The organism is Staphylococcus sp. GDB20D11A (genome assembly GCF_016893255.1).
GTDB classification, from domain to species: Bacteria; Bacillota; Bacilli; order Staphylococcales; family Staphylococcaceae; genus Staphylococcus; species Staphylococcus aureus.
In genome coordinates this window covers 34441-51900 of record NZ_JAFEPJ010000020.1, presented here as the reverse complement: position 1 = coordinate 51900, position 17460 = coordinate 34441, and the positions used below count along the sequence as shown (strand labels likewise).

Genomic DNA, 17460 nt, shown 5'->3' with positions numbered 1-17460 from the left:
CTTTGAAGGGAGCATTTCATTCTTGATGACATGTCAGTCACTTTTATTGGGTTTTAGCAATTCACGATATTAAGTAAACAAATATTCTATAAATTACCTCAAGATACCTGTTAATATTTGTGATTATGACGATGTCATGTATATAATAAGTAACATGGATTTTTAAAATTAAAGTATAAAACGAAATCATTTGAAGTATAAATTGTAGAATTGGATGACTGAATATATGAAGAATTTTAGAAGTATTTTACGGTATATTGGTAAAACCTCAAAGTTTATTGATTATCCGTTATTAGTTACATATATTGTATTGAGTTTAATTGGATTAGTGATGGTATATAGTGCCAGTATGGTTCCAGCAACTAAAGGTACATTGACTGGTGGTATCGATGTTCCAGGAACGTATTTTTACAACCGACAATTAGCATATGTCATAATGAGTTTTATAATTGTATTTTTTATTGCATTTTTAATGAATGTTAAATTACTGAGTAATATTAAAGTGCAAAAAGGTATGATTATAACTATCGTCTCGCTATTATTACTGACGTTAGTAATCGGTAAAGATATTAATGGTTCTAAAAGTTGGATAAACTTAGGGTTTATGAACTTACAAGCATCTGAGTTATTAAAAATCGCAATCATATTATATATCCCATTTATGATCAGTAAAAAAATGCCTAGAGTATTAAGTAAACCAAAATTAATTTTAAGTCCTATTGTATTAGCATTAGGTTGTACGTTTTTAGTTTTCTTACAAAAGGACGTAGGGCAAACATTACTAATATTAATTATTTTAGTTGCGATTATTTTTTATTCAGGAATTGGGGTAAACAAAGTCCTAAGATTTGGTATACCAGCAGTGCTAGGATTCTTAGTAGTATTTATCATTGCATTAATGGCTGGTTGGTTACCAAGTTATTTAACTGCCAGATTTAGTACGCTAACAGATCCATTCCAATTCGAATCAGGAACTGGATACCATATTTCCAATTCATTGCTTGCGATAGGTAACGGTGGCGTATTTGGAAAAGGATTAGGAAATAGTGCAATGAAATTGGGCTATTTACCAGAACCACATACAGATTTTATTTTTGCAATTATTTGCGAAGAATTAGGTTTAATCGGAGGATTGCTAGTTATTACTTTAGAGTTCTTTATTGTATATCGTGCCTTCCAGTTTGCAAATAAAACATCATCATATTTTTATAAACTTGTGTGTGTTGGGATTGCCACATACTTTGGAAGCCAAACGTTTGTAAACATTGGCGGTATTTCGGCAACAATTCCATTAACTGGTGTGCCATTACCATTTATCAGCTTTGGTGGATCATCAATGATTAGTTTAAGTATTGCTATGGGATTACTTCTGATTGTAGGTAAACAAATCAAAGTAGACCAGCAACGAAAGAAACAACAGCAAAAAGTTGATATAAGAAGACAATTTAATTAAAAAAATACTAGCCAATATTTAGTACGAGATGACTTCTGTCATTAAGCGATACTAAACATTGGCTATTTATATACTCTTTGTCAAATTAGATTGATGAGTTCAATAACGGAAGTTAGGCAACCAAACAACGCTTAACTTCCTTTTTGTTTTGATATTACGAGATTACTCATGATTATCAAATTTTATAAACAAAACAACGTATAATTATAACTAAATTTTATGACTAAAAATCACTAAATGTGGTGGCGAAATTAGAATCATGATGATAAGATAAAGTTATCGCTATTGATAATAAATGTTGATGTTTTACAATTTTATTTTTAATTTTTTAGAGTTGTAGAAATCGAAAATGTTTCACAACAAAAACGTGAACTACCTGTTGTTGCATAATCATTTTTGAAATTATTATTTTTGAAGCGGAGGTTTTAATTGTCTCAAGAATGTTAAATTTTGAAAATTTGAAACATAACTATAGCAAAACAGAGCGCTTTAAGATAAAATTTTATTATCTAATTAGTTAGAAAATTCTAATAGTTTGAGGAGTGTATCGCTATTGAAACAAATAAAAAAGTTACTTGTTGCTAACCGTGGAGAAATTGCAATTCGTATATTCAGAGCGGCAGCAGAATTAGACATCAGCACAGTTGCAATTTATTCGAATGAAGACAAAAGTTCATTACATAGATATAAAGCAGATGAATCCTATTTAGTTGGAAGTGATTTAGGTCCTGCTGAAAGTTATTTAAATATTGAGCGTATCATTGATGTAGCAAAACAAGCGAATGTGGATGCGATTCATCCTGGCTATGGATTTTTAAGTGAAAATGAACAATTTGCGCGTCGTTGTGCAGAAGAAGGGATTAAATTTATTGGTCCTCATTTAGAACATTTAGATATGTTTGGAGATAAAGTTAAAGCTCGTACAACGGCTATCAAGGCAGATTTACCAGTTATTCCTGGTACAGACGGTCCAATTAAATCATATGAATTAGCAAAAGAATTTGCAGAAGAAGCTGGTTTCCCGCTAATGATTAAAGCCACAAGTGGCGGCGGCGGTAAAGGTATGAGAATTGTTCGTGAAGAAAGTGAATTAGAAGATGCTTTCCATAGAGCAAAATCAGAAGCAGAAAAATCATTTGGTAATAGTGAAGTTTACATAGAAAGATACATTGATAATCCAAAGCATATTGAAGTACAAGTCATAGGTGACGAACATGGAAATATCGTACACTTATTTGAACGTGATTGTTCAGTACAACGTCGTCATCAAAAAGTTGTAGAAGTTGCACCATCAGTTGGATTATCACCAACATTACGTCAACGTATTTGTGATGCTGCAATTCAATTGATGGAAAATATTAAATATGTCAATGCAGGTACTGTTGAGTTTCTAGTATCTGGTGACGAATTCTTCTTTATAGAAGTTAACCCTCGTGTACAAGTAGAGCATACAATTACAGAGATGGTAACAGGAATTGATATTGTTAAGACACAAATTTTAGTTGCAGCAGGTGCCGATTTATTTGGTGAAGAGATTAATATGCCGCAACAAAAAGATATTACAACATTGGGCTATGCCATCCAATGTCGTATTACAACAGAAGATCCGTTAAATGATTTCATGCCGGATACTGGAACAATCATTGCTTATCGTTCAAGCGGTGGCTTTGGTGTACGTCTTGATGCTGGAGATGGTTTCCAAGGTGCTGAGATATCACCTTACTATGATTCATTACTCGTAAAATTATCTACACACGCGATATCATTTAAACAAGCAGAAGAAAAAATGGTACGTTCATTACGAGAAATGCGTATTCGTGGTGTTAAAACTAATATTCCATTCTTAATTAATGTAATGAAGAATAAAAAGTTCACAAGTGGTGATTACACAACTAAATTTATTGAAGAAACACCAGAACTTTTCGACATTCAGCCGTCTCTAGATAGAGGTACTAAAACATTAGAATATATAGGTAATGTAACAATTAATGGTTTCCCAAATGTTGAGAAACGTCCGAAACCAGACTATGAATTAGCATCAATTCCAACTGTATCTTCAAGTAAAATCGCTTCATTTAGTGGTACGAAACAATTGCTTGATGAAGTAGGTCCAAAAGGTGTAGCTGAATGGGTTAAAAAGCAGGATGATGTCTTACTAACAGATACAACCTTTAGAGATGCACACCAATCATTATTAGCTACACGAGTTAGAACTAAGGATATGATTAATATCGCATCCAAAACAGCGGACGTATTTAAAGACGGTTTCTCACTAGAAATGTGGGGCGGTGCTACATTTGATGTGGCATATAATTTCTTGAAGGAAAACCCATGGGAACGACTTGAACGTCTACGTAAAGCTATTCCAAATGTATTATTCCAAATGTTGTTACGTGCTTCAAACGCAGTTGGTTATAAAAACTATCCTGATAATGTTATTCATAAATTCGTACAAGAAAGTGCTAAAGCAGGCATAGATGTCTTTAGAATTTTCGATTCATTAAACTGGGTAGATCAAATGAAAGTTGCCAATGAAGCAGTACAAGAAGCGGGCAAAATCTCAGAAGGTACTATTTGTTATACAGGTGACATTTTAAATCCTGAGCGATCAAACATTTATACTTTAGAGTATTATGTCAAACTAGCTAAAGAGTTAGAACGTGAAGGTTTCCATATTTTAGCGATTAAAGATATGGCAGGCTTATTAAAACCTAAAGCTGCTTACGAATTGATTGGTGAGTTAAAAACAGCTGTAGATTTACCAATCCATCTTCACACTCATGATACAAGTGGTAATGGTTTATTAACGTACAAACAAGCAATAGATGCTGGTGTCGATATCATTGATACTGCTGTTGCTTCAATGAGTGGTTTAACAAGTCAGCCAAGCGCCAATTCGTTATATTATGCATTAAATGGCTTCCCACGTCACCTTAGAACTGATATTGAAGGTATGGAGTCACTTAGTCATTATTGGTCAACTGTACGTACTTATTATTCAGACTTTGAAAGTGATATCAAATCACCGAATACTGAAATTTATCAACATGAAATGCCTGGTGGACAGTATTCGAATTTAAGTCAACAAGCTAAAAGTTTAGGTTTAGGCGAAAGATTTGATGAAGTCAAAGATATGTATCGCAGAGTGAATTTCTTATTTGGTGATATCGTAAAAGTAACGCCATCGTCTAAAGTAGTTGGTGATATGGCACTTTATATGGTACAAAATGATCTTGATGAACAATCCGTGATTACAGATGGCTATAAATTAGATTTCCCAGAATCAGTAGTGTCGTTCTTCAAAGGTGAAATAGGACAACCTGTAAATGGTTTTAATAAAGATTTACAAGCGGTTATTTTAAAAGGCCAAGAAGCACTAACAGCTCGTCCAGGTGAATATCTAGAGCCGGTTGATTTTGAAAAAGTCCGTGAGTTGCTTGAAGAAGAGCAACAAGGTCCTGTTACTGAGCAAGATATTATTAGTTATGTATTATATCCAAAAGTATATGAACAATATATTCAAACTAGAAATCAATACGGAAACTTATCGTTACTTGATACGCCTACATTCTTCTTTGGAATGCGTAATGGTGAAACAGTAGAAATCGAAATCGATAAAGGTAAACGATTAATTATTAAACTAGAAACGATTAGTGAACCAGATGAAAATGGTAATAGAACGATTTACTATGCGATGAATGGTCAAGCGAGACGTATTTACATTAAAGATGAAAATGTGCATACAAATGCGAACGTTAAGCCAAAAGCAGATAAGAGTAATCCAAGTCATATCGGTGCGCAAATGCCAGGTTCAGTAACTGAAGTCAAGGTTAGTGTAGGTGAAACTGTGAAAGCTAATCAGCCGTTGCTAATTACTGAAGCTATGAAAATGGAAACAACAATTCAAGCACCATTTGACGGTGTGATTAAACAAGTAACTGTAAATAATGGTGACACAATAGCGACAGGCGATTTATTAATCGAAATTGAAAAAGCAACTGACTAAAATGATTAAAATAAAACGAGATTACACAACAATTGACGTGTAATCTCGTTTTTACTTGACTTAGGTTTAATTTTAAATATTGATATAAAAAACCGTAATTTTAATGGGCGTGCCATTAAAATTACGGTTTGCTTTTTTGTTATTGCTTGTCACTTCTTACTGATCGTAACATTAGCATGATAAAGTATGTTGTCATACCAAATAAATAAGTGATAAATAATGCATGGAATAGTGCGATTATCAAGTTAACATTTGTCATAATAGACAATGCACCTGTGATAACTTGTAATATAACAAGTATAAATGCAGCTGTATAACCATAATGAACAGTACGGTTATTTGGATAATTTTTAACAGCGTGAATATAAGTAATCATAATAATCGTAAACACTATAAAAGCCATGATACGATGCGTGAGTTGGACCCAATCTTGTTCTGAATGTGGTACAAGATCGTGGAATGGCAATGGCCAACCACCATATGCTAAACTTGCATCCGCATGTCTCACTAGTGCACCAGTGTAAACACCACAATAAATGATGATTGCCATTAACCATGTTAAACGTCTTAATGGCTTTTTGATATATAATTCGTCAGCTTCATATTTTTGATCTATAGAGAAAATAATTAATGTTATTAAAAATACAGATGAGAAACTGATTAATGATATACCAAAGTGCAATGCTAAAACGTAATCGTTTTGTTGCCAAATAACAGCAGCAGCTCCGATTAATGCTTGCAATAATAAGAATCCAACACTAATGATTGATAAAGGTTTAATTTCTTTAATATAGCCTATATGTTTCCATGCAGTGATAACTAACCATAAGACCATTAATAAAGACAAAGCTGAAACGGCTCTATGACTTAACTCAATAATCGTATCAATAGGAAAGAATTCTGGAATCAACGCACCATGACATAGTGGCCAAGAAGAACCACAACCATCAGCTGATCCGGTTTTGGTAACTAAGGCTCCACCAAGTTGTACAAATGTCATCATTAACGTTGCTACGACACCTAACCATTTTAAATTCTTTTTGCCAAACAATTTATACACCCCATCATAAAAAAACGCATCACTGAGAATTAGAATTAATAGCCGGATTTGAGATGATACTATAAATTGACCTGATTGTAGGATATGAAAAGATGGGATCCAACGCAGGAAATATGATTTAATTTTACAAGTATTGTAAGTGGACGACATAAAAAGACCTTAATCGTAATGATTTATTTATTGGGATAATTATGTAATCCACGTTTACTCAAATTTGAAGCTTAAATATTAATCTCTTTTAGATGCATGATTCTACTTATTAAAATTTTCTAACATATACATTATAGCAATAAATTAAATGTTATTTGTGTCACAAAATTGACATTTTCTCTTGTCGTTAATTTGTCACAATTTAATTTTATTAAACCTAGTCTTTTTATGCAATCTAAGATATCATAATCTTATATGAACAAATTTAAGGAGGGGGATTATGAGCAAAGAGCATACTTTGTCACAAAATATTAGCAGAGTTAACTTCAAAGAATTGCAACAGATAATTAAAATGGGACTTGTTCAAGGTAACTTAATTCCGGCTTTTGCGGGCGCATGGCTAGCAGTTGTAATGACAAATCATTCCTTCTTATCATCAATACCTCAAATTTTATTAATGCTATTTGGATCTACTTTAATTATGGGTGGCGCATGTGCGTTAAATAATTATTACGACCAAGATATTGATCGTATTATGCCTAGTAAACAAAATAGACCAACTGTAAATAATAGAATTACAGATCAAAATTTATTACTATTAAGTTTTGGTATGATGTTAGTTGGAGAAATTTGTTTGTTTTTATTGAATATACCATCAGGCGTACTTGGTCTTATGGGGATTGTAGGTTATGTGTCTTATTACTCAATATGGTCTAAAAGACATACAACATGGAACACAGTGATTGGGAGTTTTCCTGGAGCAGTACCACCACTAATTGGATGGGTTGCAATTGAAGGACAAATTAGTTTAACAGCGATTGCGCTGTTTTTAGTTGTATTTTGTTGGCAACCAATTCATTTTTATGCCTTAGCTATTAAACGTAAAGATGAATATGCACTTGCAAATATTCCAATGTTACCATCAGTTAAGGGCTTTAAACGTACACGTGTCAGTATGTTTATCTGGTTGATTATTTTATTGCCAGTACCTTTATTACTAATAAATTTAGGTGTCGTATTCGTAGTGTTAGCTACATTATTAAATTTAGGATGGATTGCATTAGGTTTAACAACATTTAAGAAAAATTCAGATCAAACAAAATGGGCAACACAAATGTTTATATATTCACTAAATTATTTAGTGATCTTTTTCGTGTTAGCTGTGATTGTTTCATTACTTACTTTGATCTAGATTAATTAAGTTAGGATGAAAAATATGGGCGTTCCAATTTTACCAACGATTAGTACGACATGTATTGTCATTAGTGCAATTTTAATTGCCATTGGTTGGAGACTTATTTGGAAAAGGGAAATAAATAAACACAAAAATGTTATGTTAGCTGCAGCTGTTTTTGCTTTAACTTTTTTCTTAATCTATGCAAGTAGAACGATTTTTATCGGTAATACAGCATTTGGCGGACCAGCATCAATTAAGGAATATTATACGATTTTCTTATTTTTCCACATTAATTTAGCAACAATTGGTGGTATTCTAGGTCTAGTTCAAATTATTACTGCATTTAAAGATAAATATAATGTACACCGCAAATTCGGGCCATTCGCTTCAGTTATATGGTTCTGTACTGCAATTACAGGTGTAGCAGTTTACTTATTATTATATGTATTATATCCAGGTGGAGAAACAACATCACTGATTAAAGCAACATTTGGTCATTAATTCGCTTATACAAATGATACTAATCTGATAAGGCAATTTGTTTTATCAGGTTTTTTGATGAAAAATAGTCGGGCAGTTGATGGTATTCATTTGATACCTTAACTGTCCATTTTTTTATACATATTTTAATCCTAATAATGAAATTCAACCTGAAAACATAAAGATAGGTTATGATATAGAGTGTAGGGAAAATCTTTATGATGTTAACATTATGCCTGAAGATGATTTTGTTTCATCGAAATGACACAGTCAGTGTTGAAAATTTGCTAATTAATGTGTTGTTTTTTACAATAGTATTAATACTTTTTAGGTGGTTGATTGATGAAAAAGTTAATTATAAGAGTCGTCGGTGTATTATTTTTAGTTGGATTTTTAATATATCTTTTTTATTCACCGAGATTAAAATTTGATGTATTAGAGAACCCGAATAAAGGTAATAAAGTAAATAGATCTGAACAGGTGAATAAATCAAATAACCATGCTGAAAATCCAAAGCCTAAAGAAGGTGTTGGTACATGGGTAGGTAAAGATATTAAAGTGCTTACTTCTAAATTTGGACAAGCAGATCGTGTCTATCCTTTTAGAGATGGTTACAAAAATTATGTGTTTAAAGACAAAAACAGTTATTACATTGTTTCAACTAAACGTGAAGAAATCGTTTCAGTGTATGCTACAGGTGAAAAAGTAAATGTTAGTCCGTTAAAAATAGGACAACATTCTGCAGAAATTTTTAATCATACAAGTATTAATCCAGAACCGTCCTTTAAAGTTGATGGTAAAAAATATGAATTTGAACTTTCAGATGAAGATTTAAAAACACAAACACTGATTAAATATGGCAACATATATGCACAAGTGTATTCTGATCAACAATCGAAAAAGGTGCTAAGTGTACGATTTTTAACAAAAGAAATGTTAGCAGATATTGAACCTTATCGATTAAATTCTAATTCTACGTCAGAAGAGCATAATAAGCGTCCAGTTGAGCAAAATCCAAATCAATTAATTTCTCTTTATGAAGTAACGAATGAAATGAGAAAATTAAAAGGATTAAAACCATTGAAAATCAATAGCGATTTAGCACATATTGCATCTAATAACTTATATGAAGCGACCTCTAATGGTTCTGATAGTGTTGAATTTACAGAGGACGCATTAAGAGGGCAATTAGATAAAGATCACGTTACTTATAAAACAACTGCTCAAAATGTTGGTTATGCGTTTAATGATGTACCAACATTAATCCATAGTTGGATGAATTCAGATATACATCGATCTCGTCTATTAAATTCAAAATACGATGAGATGGGTGGAGATGTAATGAGAGATTATTATTCACTAATTTTCTTAGAAAAATAACAATGAGGGGTATTTATGATTAATGAAGCTTCACTAGCGATATTAGATGATATTGATGAACTAGCTGATATGATAGTTGCATCAGATATTTATGCATCATTTGAGCAAGCTAAGCAGGCGCTCGAAAACAATGACGAGGCACATTTACTTTATCAATCATTTTTAAAATCAAAAGAGAAATATGATGAAGTAATGCGTTTCGGGAAATATCATCCTGATTATAAAAAAGTCATGTTAGAGACAAGACAACGCAAAAGAGCATATGAGATGCTTGACGTTGTGATGCATTACAAAGCTAGGGAAATGGCACTTCAACATTTAATTGATGAAGTTGTTACGAAAATTGCGTACGCTGTTTCAGAACATGTCAAAATAGAAACAGGTAATCCATTCTTTCAAACATCACATAGTGGTTGTGCGACGGGCGGATCCTGTAATTGTTCACTATAAAAAACATCGAGTCAGAAAAAGATGGTTATTGAAACCATTAACTAGCATCTGACTCGATGTTTTTGTTTTTTGTTTATTGTTTATTGTTTATTGTTTATTGTTTGTTGTTTATTGTTTGTTTGAATTGTTGTGCTAAATCTGGTCGATCAGTCACTATAGTATGTGCACCTTTTTGGTATAAATCATTCATCAGATTTATACTATTTACGCCATAATAGCCTGGAATGACATTCATATCATTTAACCATTTGATAAAACGAGATGAAGTCAAATTAATACCTTTAAAATGAGTAGGCATTTGGAACGTTTGTGCTAATGGTTGGTAGTACCTACCACCTAATAAATGATATTTTAAAAATGCCTCTGTAACTTCCTGTTGGCTAGCACCAATTGCAACGGATCCTTGTGCAATTTTATTAAAACGTACGATTTGTTCTTTATAAAAACTTGTCACAAGAACACGGTCAAATGCTTGATTCTCTGCAATTGTATCAAACATAATTTGTGGTGCGATTGAGCCTTCATAGGATTCAGGAGCATCTTTTAAGTCTACGTTTATATACATATCAGGATATTGCTTCAGCAACTCATCGAAGGTTAGTATAGCTGTGTGTGCATGACCACGATATGGTGTTAGTCCATTGATATCTTTGAAGTGATAACCTGCGTCTAATTTTTTTAATTCTGCTAATGTATGGGCACTAACTTTTCCAGAGCCGTTCGTCGTTCTATCGACTGTTGCGTCATGAAAAACGATAAGCTGTTGATCTTTTGTGAGTCTCACATCTGTTTCAAAACCATCAACACCTAATTGTTTAGCATAGTCAAATGCAAGTTGCGTTTGCTCTGGTCTTAAAGCCATACCACCGCGATGCGCAAATATATATGGTGCATTGCCTTTGAAAAAAACAGGGATGGTTTGCTTTTTAGTAATCACTTTATTTTTATTTATCATTAACAAACTACTTACAAATCCAGCACCGACTAGTACCGCATTTAAAATGTTTCTGTTTACTTTTTTCATAAAAAATTCCTCCTCGTTTACTTTTATAGCTTAACAAATTCATAGTTCTGACTACAGCAAAATGTGCGGTTAATCATATAGTGTTGTTCTTGAGCATTGAATTAATATAATGATGCTTAATATAATCTAAATACATTTATCGTGTAATTACATAAGACATAATTAAGGTAGCTTAATATTTTAAAATTAATAAAGACATGATATGATTAATGCTGAAAATAAATGGAGTGAGGTTTAAATGAATTTAATCCCAAGAACTAGTATTGTAGTTTATTTAAAACATATGAAACATGAACGACAAATCCGAAAATATGGACATATCGTTCATTCAAATAGAGATCGTAAATTTGTAATTATGTATGTGAATGAGCAAGATGTTGATCAAATTGTACATAAACTAATGCAACTTAAATACGTTAGACACATTGATGGCTCACCATATAAATACTTAAAGAAAACATACGAAAAAGAGAAACACGAAATATATAATTAATATTATTGAAGTTCTGGTATCCATTTTTGGAGCCTTAACACACTAATTAAATAATTATAATATAACGATAAATCATGAAATGCTTGAGGGGGCTGTACATCGATACCTAAAATAGGTATGTCGAATTTTTCAGCACAATCATTAATCATTTGAAACTTTTTATTTGAATCTGGATATGGATATTTAATAGCGTTAATCATGATATAAAATGCTTGGAAATGATTGCCAGTTGTAGGGTTCATAATGATTGCTACAGATGACTTTTTATTTTCAGCTTGTGGTGAATGAAAATAGATAATTTTATCAATACGTTGATGGTTATATTCAATCATCGTCATGAATTCGAACAAATCTGTTAGACCTTCACCAAGTGTAATAAATGTTTGTTTCATTGGTTTATCATTCTCCTTTTTCTCAATAAATTATATTAAATAACTAAATGAATTGGAAGTGTGAACAACATGCGCGTCATTGCAGGTAAACATAAAAGTAAAGCTTTAGAAAGTATGGAAGGCCGTAATACGAGACCAACTATGGATAAAGTTAAAGAAGGTATCTTTAATAGTTTATATGATGTGTCAGGTATAGGTTTAGATTTATTTGCAGGAAGCGGGGCGCTTGGAATAGAAGCACTCTCTCGAGGTATGGATAAGGTTATCTTTGTTGACCAAAATTTTAAAGCTGTAAAAGTTATTAAATCAAATATTGCGAATTTGGATTTAGAGGCACAATCTGAAGTTTATAAAAATAATGCAGATAGAGCTTTAAAAGCATTGTCAAAACGTGATATTCAATTTGATGTCATTTTCTTAGACCCACCTTATAATAAAGGTCTCATTGATAAAGCTTTAAAACTAATTTCAGAGTTTAATTTATTGAAAGAAAATGGTATCATCGTTTGTGAATTTAGCAATCATGAAGAAATAGACTATCAACCGTTTAATATGATTAAACGTTACCATTATGGGTTGACAGACACATTGTTATTAGAAAAGGGAGAATAGCATGGAACATACAATAGCGGTCATTCCGGGTAGTTTTGACCCCATTACTTATGGTCATTTAGATATTATTGAGAGAAGTACAGATAGATTTGATGAAATTCATGTCTGTGTTCTCAAAAATAGTAAAAAAGAAGGTACGTTTAGTTTAGAAGAGCGTATGGATTTAATCGAACAATCTGTTAAACATTTACCTAATGTCAAGGTTCATCAATTTAGTGGTTTACTAGTCGATTATTGTGAACAAGTAGGAGCTAAAACAATCATACGTGGTTTAAGAGCAGTCAGTGATTTTGAATATGAATTACGCTTAACTTCAATGAATAAAAAGTTGAACAATGAAATTGAAACGTTATATATGATGTCTAGTACTAATTATTCATTTATAAGTTCAAGTATTGTTAAAGAAGTTGCAGCTTATCGAGCAGATATTTCTGAATTCGTTCCACCTTATGTTGAAAAGGCATTGAAGAAGAAATTTAAGTAATAAAAATAACAGTATTTTAGGTTTATCATGGTTTACAATCCTAAAATACTGTTTTCATTTGTTAATGATATTGCTGTATGACAGGTGTGTTGAAATCTGTTTGTTGTTTCCCGCTTATTGCATTGTATATGTGTGTTGCTTTGATTTCATTTGTGAAGTAATGTGCATTGCTTTTGTTAATATTGGTTATATATTGTCTTTTTGGGAACGCTGTTTTTAAATGCTTTAAATATTGTCTGCCACGGTCGTTCATCGCTAATACTTTAACTGCGTGAATGTTTCTCGTAACATCTGTAGGTTTAATGTTTAATAATACATTCATTAACAGTCTCTGAATATGCGTATATGTATAACGCTTTGTTTTTAGTGATTTTACAAAATGATGAAAATCAGTTGCTTCATTAATGTTAGATTTTAAACGATTTTCAAAACCTTCAGTAACAGTATAAATATTCTTTAATGACGCTGTAGTCATAGCTATGATTTGATATTTCAAATATGGGAATATTTGATTTAATGTTATATGAGGTGTTACGTACAGGTGTTGAATATCTTTAGGTACCACATGATGCCAATGATCATCTTGACTAATGATTGATGTTCTAATAGATGTACCACTTGCAAACTGATGGTGTTGAATTAATGAATCATGATGTTGAGCATTTTCTCGTTTAATAGAAATTGCATTGATGTTTTTAGCATGTTTAGCAATTGCTTTCAGATAACTAATACCAAGTATGTTGTTAGGACTTGCTAGTGCTTCATGATGCTCTAATAATTCGCTAATGATACGAGGGTAGCTTTTACCTTCTTTTACTTTTTGTGAAAAGGGTTCGGATTGTTCAATTTCATTAATGCTGTGAGCTAATTGCTTTAATGTTTTGATATCATTATTTTCACTACCAAATGCAATTGTATCGACACTCATATAGTCTGCGACTTTAACTGCTAGTTCGGCAAAATGATCGCCAGATGATAAACTGGCAGTTGCTGGTAGTTCGATAACTAAATCAGCTGTTGATAATGCCATTTTTGCACGAGTAAACTTATTATAGATTGCTGGTTCGCCACGCATGACAAAGTTACCACTCATTATTGCAATAGTAACGTCAGCATTTGTAAGTTTTTTAGATTGATTAATATGATATTGATGCCCATTATGAAAGGGATTATATTCTGTGATTAAGCCAACGCTTTTCATTTGCAATTCGTCCTTTCGGTATTCATTATTAATATTGTAACAGAACATGATATGTTAAGAAAAAATCTTGACAACTTGTTCTTAGAAAGTTAAAATAAATTTTGTGCTTGTTAGAGGTGAAGCCATATGAAATGGTCAATTACGCAATTAAGGAAATATCAAGGTAAGCCATTTGAATTTGATCAAACGGTGAGTTTTGACAATTTAAAAGAATCATTAGATTTAATTGATTTATCTCCAATTACAATCCAAGGTCAGTTAACCATTAAGTCAACAGAAGTCGTTGCGGATATTCACATTACTGGTACGTATACAATGCCTTGTGCACGTACTCTTGTACCAGTTAAAGTCCCACTAGATGTAACTACTACAGAAGTATTTGATTTAGAAGGGTACAATCAGTATAACGATGATCAAGATGATGTAGATGAACACTATCACATTATTAAAGATGGTATGGTTAATCTTCATGATATTGTCGAGGATATAGTTATTATTGAGAAACCAATGAGAGCTTATTCAGAGCAAAGTGACCAAATGTTGACAGTAGGTAATGGTTGGGAAGTAATCGATGAGGATCAATTAGATGAGCTTGCTAAACAGCAAGAACAAGATGATTCAGAATCACGACAAGTTGATCCAAGGCTTCAAAAATTACAACAATTATATGATAAAGAGCAATAAGTAGTTTAATTAATGATATAATGTTGTTAATTAAACTAACATTTAGTATTTTTCGTTTATAATCTAAGGAGGATATATCATGGCAGTACCAAAAAGAAGAACTTCTAAAACTAGAAAAAACAAACGTCGTACGCATTTCAAAATTTCAGTACCAGGTATGACTGAATGCCCAAACTGTGGCGAATACAAATTATCACACCGTGTATGTAAAAACTGTGGTTCTTACAATGGCGAAGAAGTAGCAGCTAAATAATTTTAGTTACTCAATATAAAAAGTCCCGCTTAAAATGATTGTTTTAAGTGGGACTTTTTATATTGCAAAAAATAAATGGCGGACGAGGTAACAGGATACCTCATCTGCCAATTAAAATTTGTTAATTTAATAATTAAATAAAAAGACGATTAATTAGTTTTTACGTTTTCTAGGTAATACGAATGCAACGATGCTACTTAAAGCTAAAAATGCCATTAATGGTAATGTCATATCTTTATTTGATTCTTCACCAGTTTGTGGTAATGATTTTGCTTTATTTTCTTGTGTATTTTTATTGTTTTGGCTTTGAGTGTGTCCATCATTTGTGTTTTTAATGTTTGCTTTTTGTAATGGAGCACTATCTTTTGCTTCGCTAGAACCTGCTGAAGTTTGAACAACATCTATTGTTGTTTCTGATGAAGCAGTTGTTGGTTTTGCAACATTTTGAGTCGTAGATACTACCTTAGTTGGAGTTGTACTACTTGATTCTACTTCAGCTTTAGCTGGTTTTGTAGAAGGCGTTTTGTCTTTACCTGACTCACTAGATGCGTCATTTTCTTTTTCAACACTTGGTGATTGTTTATTGTCATCTTTTTGGCTGTCTTGTTTTTGTGATTCTTTTTCAACAGGTGATGGTGTTGGTTTGCTAGGCTTAGCTGGAGTAGTTTCCTTCTTAGCTGAGTTATCTTGTTGTTCCTTTTTATTAGATTTATCGGCATTGGCTTTTGTAAATGCTTCTTTATCAACGATTCTGACATGGTATTGTCCATCATAATCAATAGTTTTTACGTGAACTTTAACGATAGCATCATATAGAGTTTTATCTTCAATATATGGGAAAATAATCGTTCTAGTGTTATTTTTAGCATCTTTGCTAATTGTTCTAACACGTTGACCTTCAACCATGAAATCTTTCCAGTAATCGTCATTAGTAGTTTCCATTACCATATATTTTTTGCCGTTAAGCATACCTGTTTTAATAGGGTGTTTAACAAAAGTATCCATCATAGATTCGTTATTCTCAACACTTTCATAAACAACATATTTTGTATCTTGTAAATCAGTCATTTTTTCATTTGTTGGTTGTACATTTTGGAATTCAGTTATCGCAGATTTCACTTGTTCATCTAAAGCTTTTTTCGTCTCTTCTAATTTCTTCTTGTATTCAGCTTTCAATTTTTCAGGAAGTTTATCTTGAATTTTATTTAATTCATAAACTTGTCTTTCTAGTGTTTTCGCTTTTTTATATGGCGCTAATAATTTTTCAGCTTTATAATCTTCTTCAGTTTTGAATTTTTCTGCACTGTTATAAATTGGTTGTGCGAATTCCATTAATGTGTAATCGTATTTTTCTTCTTTGTTATTGAAGTGAGTTGAACTTACAATTTTAACGGCTTTTGTTCCATTTGAAACAGAGAAGCGAATGTAAGCATAATCTTTAACAGTATCGTATGATACTAATTTAATTGGTAACTTTTTGTCACCTTCATAAACTTCAAATTTTCTCCAAAATTGCCCTGATTGTAAACCTAATTCTATTTCTGGTTTTGAATCAGTGAAAATAACTCTAGCTGGTTTAACAGAGCTTGCATAATGATAAAATTGTTGCTCACCGTTTTCTTTTTTCATTTCAAAATCAATTGGACGAGAGTTTGGTGCGCTATGATCTTTATCTTTTATTGCAGGGTTTTTAATCGCTTCTCTTAGTTCCTGATTCAAAATAGGATATGTATTGTTATCGGCTTTTGCTCCTGGTTTAACTTCTTTTGTTTCCTTAGGGGCTTTAACTTCTTTAGCTTCTTTTGTTTCAGAAGTAGGGGCCTCAACTTCTTTATTAGATACTGAGACAGCATTGGCTACTGGTTTAGCTTCTGGAGCTTTTTCAGTTGTTGTTGATGGACTTGCAACTGCTTCAGTTTTTGGTTGTGCTTCTGTATTTGTACCACCTGTTTCTTCAGCTGCTTGTGCTTCGCTATTTGACATTAATAATAAAAGTGTACTAATCGCTACAGATGCAACGCCTAATGATGACTTTCTAATTGAATAAAATGATTTAAATTCTTTTTGCTGTTTGTTCATGTTGTAGAAACAACTCCTAATTGTATATTATCAACTGATAATCATTATCAATTGATTACTTGTATTGTACATTGAAATGGTA

At 32.1% G+C, this 17460-nt stretch carries 16 protein-coding genes; 11 read left to right on the top strand and 5 right to left on the bottom strand.

The features are described 5' to 3' along the window. The first annotated feature begins 226 nt into the window (after window positions 1-226). Both ftsW and JV528_RS12250 read left to right on the top strand, forming a co-directional pair. The gene (gene ftsW / locus JV528_RS12255; RefSeq protein ID WP_000787937.1) at window positions 227-1453 is read left to right on the top strand and encodes a cell division peptidoglycan polymerase FtsW; all 1227 of its coding nucleotides are present in this window, start codon (window positions 227-229) and stop codon (window positions 1451-1453) included. Window positions 1454-2006: 553 nt separating this feature from the next. Next, a complete protein-coding gene (locus JV528_RS12250; protein WP_000809516.1) occupies window positions 2007-5459 on the top strand; it encodes a pyruvate carboxylase in 3453 nt (1150 codons plus the stop codon). A gap of 139 nt (window positions 5460-5598) precedes the next feature. On the opposite strand, the gene JV528_RS12245 is transcribed toward JV528_RS12250, so the two are convergent. Next, a complete protein-coding gene (locus tag JV528_RS12245) occupies window positions 5599-6510 on the bottom strand; it encodes a COX15/CtaA family protein (protein WP_000467123.1) in 912 nt (303 codons plus the stop codon). A 439-nt stretch (window positions 6511-6949) separates the two neighbouring features. Here JV528_RS12245 and cyoE point away from each other — a divergent pair, with 439 nt between their 5' ends. The 4 genes from cyoE (at window position 6950) to JV528_RS12225 (ending at window position 10156) form a co-directional block, all read left to right on the top strand. Further along, on the top strand, window positions 6950-7861 hold the full coding sequence (gene cyoE, locus JV528_RS12240; RefSeq protein ID WP_000031401.1) for a heme o synthase: 912 nt from the start codon (window positions 6950-6952) through the stop codon (window positions 7859-7861). 24 nt (window positions 7862-7885) lie between these two features. Then, window positions 7886-8347, top strand: a complete 462-nt coding sequence (locus JV528_RS12235; protein WP_088550151.1) for a DUF420 domain-containing protein — start codon at window positions 7886-7888, stop codon at window positions 8345-8347. 321 nt (window positions 8348-8668) lie between these two features. Next, a complete protein-coding gene (locus tag JV528_RS12230) occupies window positions 8669-9706 on the top strand; it encodes a CAP-associated domain-containing protein (protein WP_000733416.1) in 1038 nt (345 codons plus the stop codon). 15 nt (window positions 9707-9721) lie between these two features. Beyond that, a complete protein-coding gene (locus JV528_RS12225) occupies window positions 9722-10156 on the top strand; it encodes a YlbF/YmcA family competence regulator (protein ID WP_000606480.1) in 435 nt (144 codons plus the stop codon). Window positions 10157-10250: 94 nt separating this feature from the next. On the opposite strand, the gene JV528_RS12220 is transcribed toward JV528_RS12225, so the two are convergent. Further along, window positions 10251-11180: a glycerophosphodiester phosphodiesterase family protein gene (locus JV528_RS12220; protein WP_000757587.1), complete on the bottom strand. Its 930-nt coding sequence runs from the start codon at window positions 11178-11180 to the stop codon at window positions 10251-10253. 238 nt (window positions 11181-11418) lie between these two features. On the opposite strand from JV528_RS12220, the gene JV528_RS12215 reads away from it, so the two are divergent. After that, entirely contained in the window at window positions 11419-11673 is a 255-nt protein-coding gene (locus tag JV528_RS12215) for a YlbG family protein (protein WP_001049150.1), read from the top strand. Window positions 11674-11675: 2 nt separating this feature from the next. Here the strand turns inward: JV528_RS12215 and JV528_RS12210 are convergent, their stop codons facing one another. After that, window positions 11676-12065 (bottom strand): DUF7147 family protein, encoded by a 390-nt coding sequence (locus JV528_RS12210; protein ID WP_000814565.1) that lies wholly within the window; start codon window positions 12063-12065, stop codon window positions 11676-11678. A 69-nt stretch (window positions 12066-12134) separates the two neighbouring features. Here JV528_RS12210 and rsmD point away from each other — a divergent pair, with 69 nt between their 5' ends. Together rsmD and coaD are read left to right on the top strand one after the other, a co-directional pair. Further along, on the top strand, window positions 12135-12677 hold the full coding sequence (rsmD, locus tag JV528_RS12205; RefSeq protein WP_001263794.1) for a 16S rRNA (guanine(966)-N(2))-methyltransferase RsmD: 543 nt from the start codon (window positions 12135-12137) through the stop codon (window positions 12675-12677). 1 nt (window position 12678) lies between these two features. Further along, on the top strand, window positions 12679-13161 hold the full coding sequence (coaD, locus tag JV528_RS12200) for a pantetheine-phosphate adenylyltransferase (RefSeq protein ID WP_000401377.1): 483 nt from the start codon (window positions 12679-12681) through the stop codon (window positions 13159-13161). Window positions 13162-13222: 61 nt separating this feature from the next. Here the strand turns inward: coaD and JV528_RS12195 are convergent, their stop codons facing one another. Beyond that, entirely contained in the window at window positions 13223-14362 is a 1140-nt protein-coding gene (locus JV528_RS12195) for a nucleotidyltransferase (RefSeq protein WP_204177735.1), read from the bottom strand. Window positions 14363-14488: 126 nt separating this feature from the next. Here JV528_RS12195 and JV528_RS12190 point away from each other — a divergent pair, with 126 nt between their 5' ends. Together JV528_RS12190 and rpmF are read left to right on the top strand one after the other, a co-directional pair. After that, a complete protein-coding gene (locus JV528_RS12190; RefSeq protein ID WP_000872155.1) occupies window positions 14489-15046 on the top strand; it encodes a YceD family protein in 558 nt (185 codons plus the stop codon). A gap of 79 nt (window positions 15047-15125) precedes the next feature. Next, entirely contained in the window at window positions 15126-15299 is a 174-nt protein-coding gene (gene rpmF / locus JV528_RS12185; RefSeq protein WP_000290472.1) for a 50S ribosomal protein L32, read from the top strand. Between the two features lie 153 nt (window positions 15300-15452). On the opposite strand, the gene isdB is transcribed toward rpmF, so the two are convergent. Further along, the gene (gene isdB / locus JV528_RS12180) at window positions 15453-17378 is read right to left on the bottom strand and encodes a heme uptake protein IsdB (protein ID WP_204177736.1); all 1926 of its coding nucleotides are present in this window, start codon (window positions 17376-17378) and stop codon (window positions 15453-15455) included. Window positions 17379-17460 lie beyond the last annotated feature (82 nt).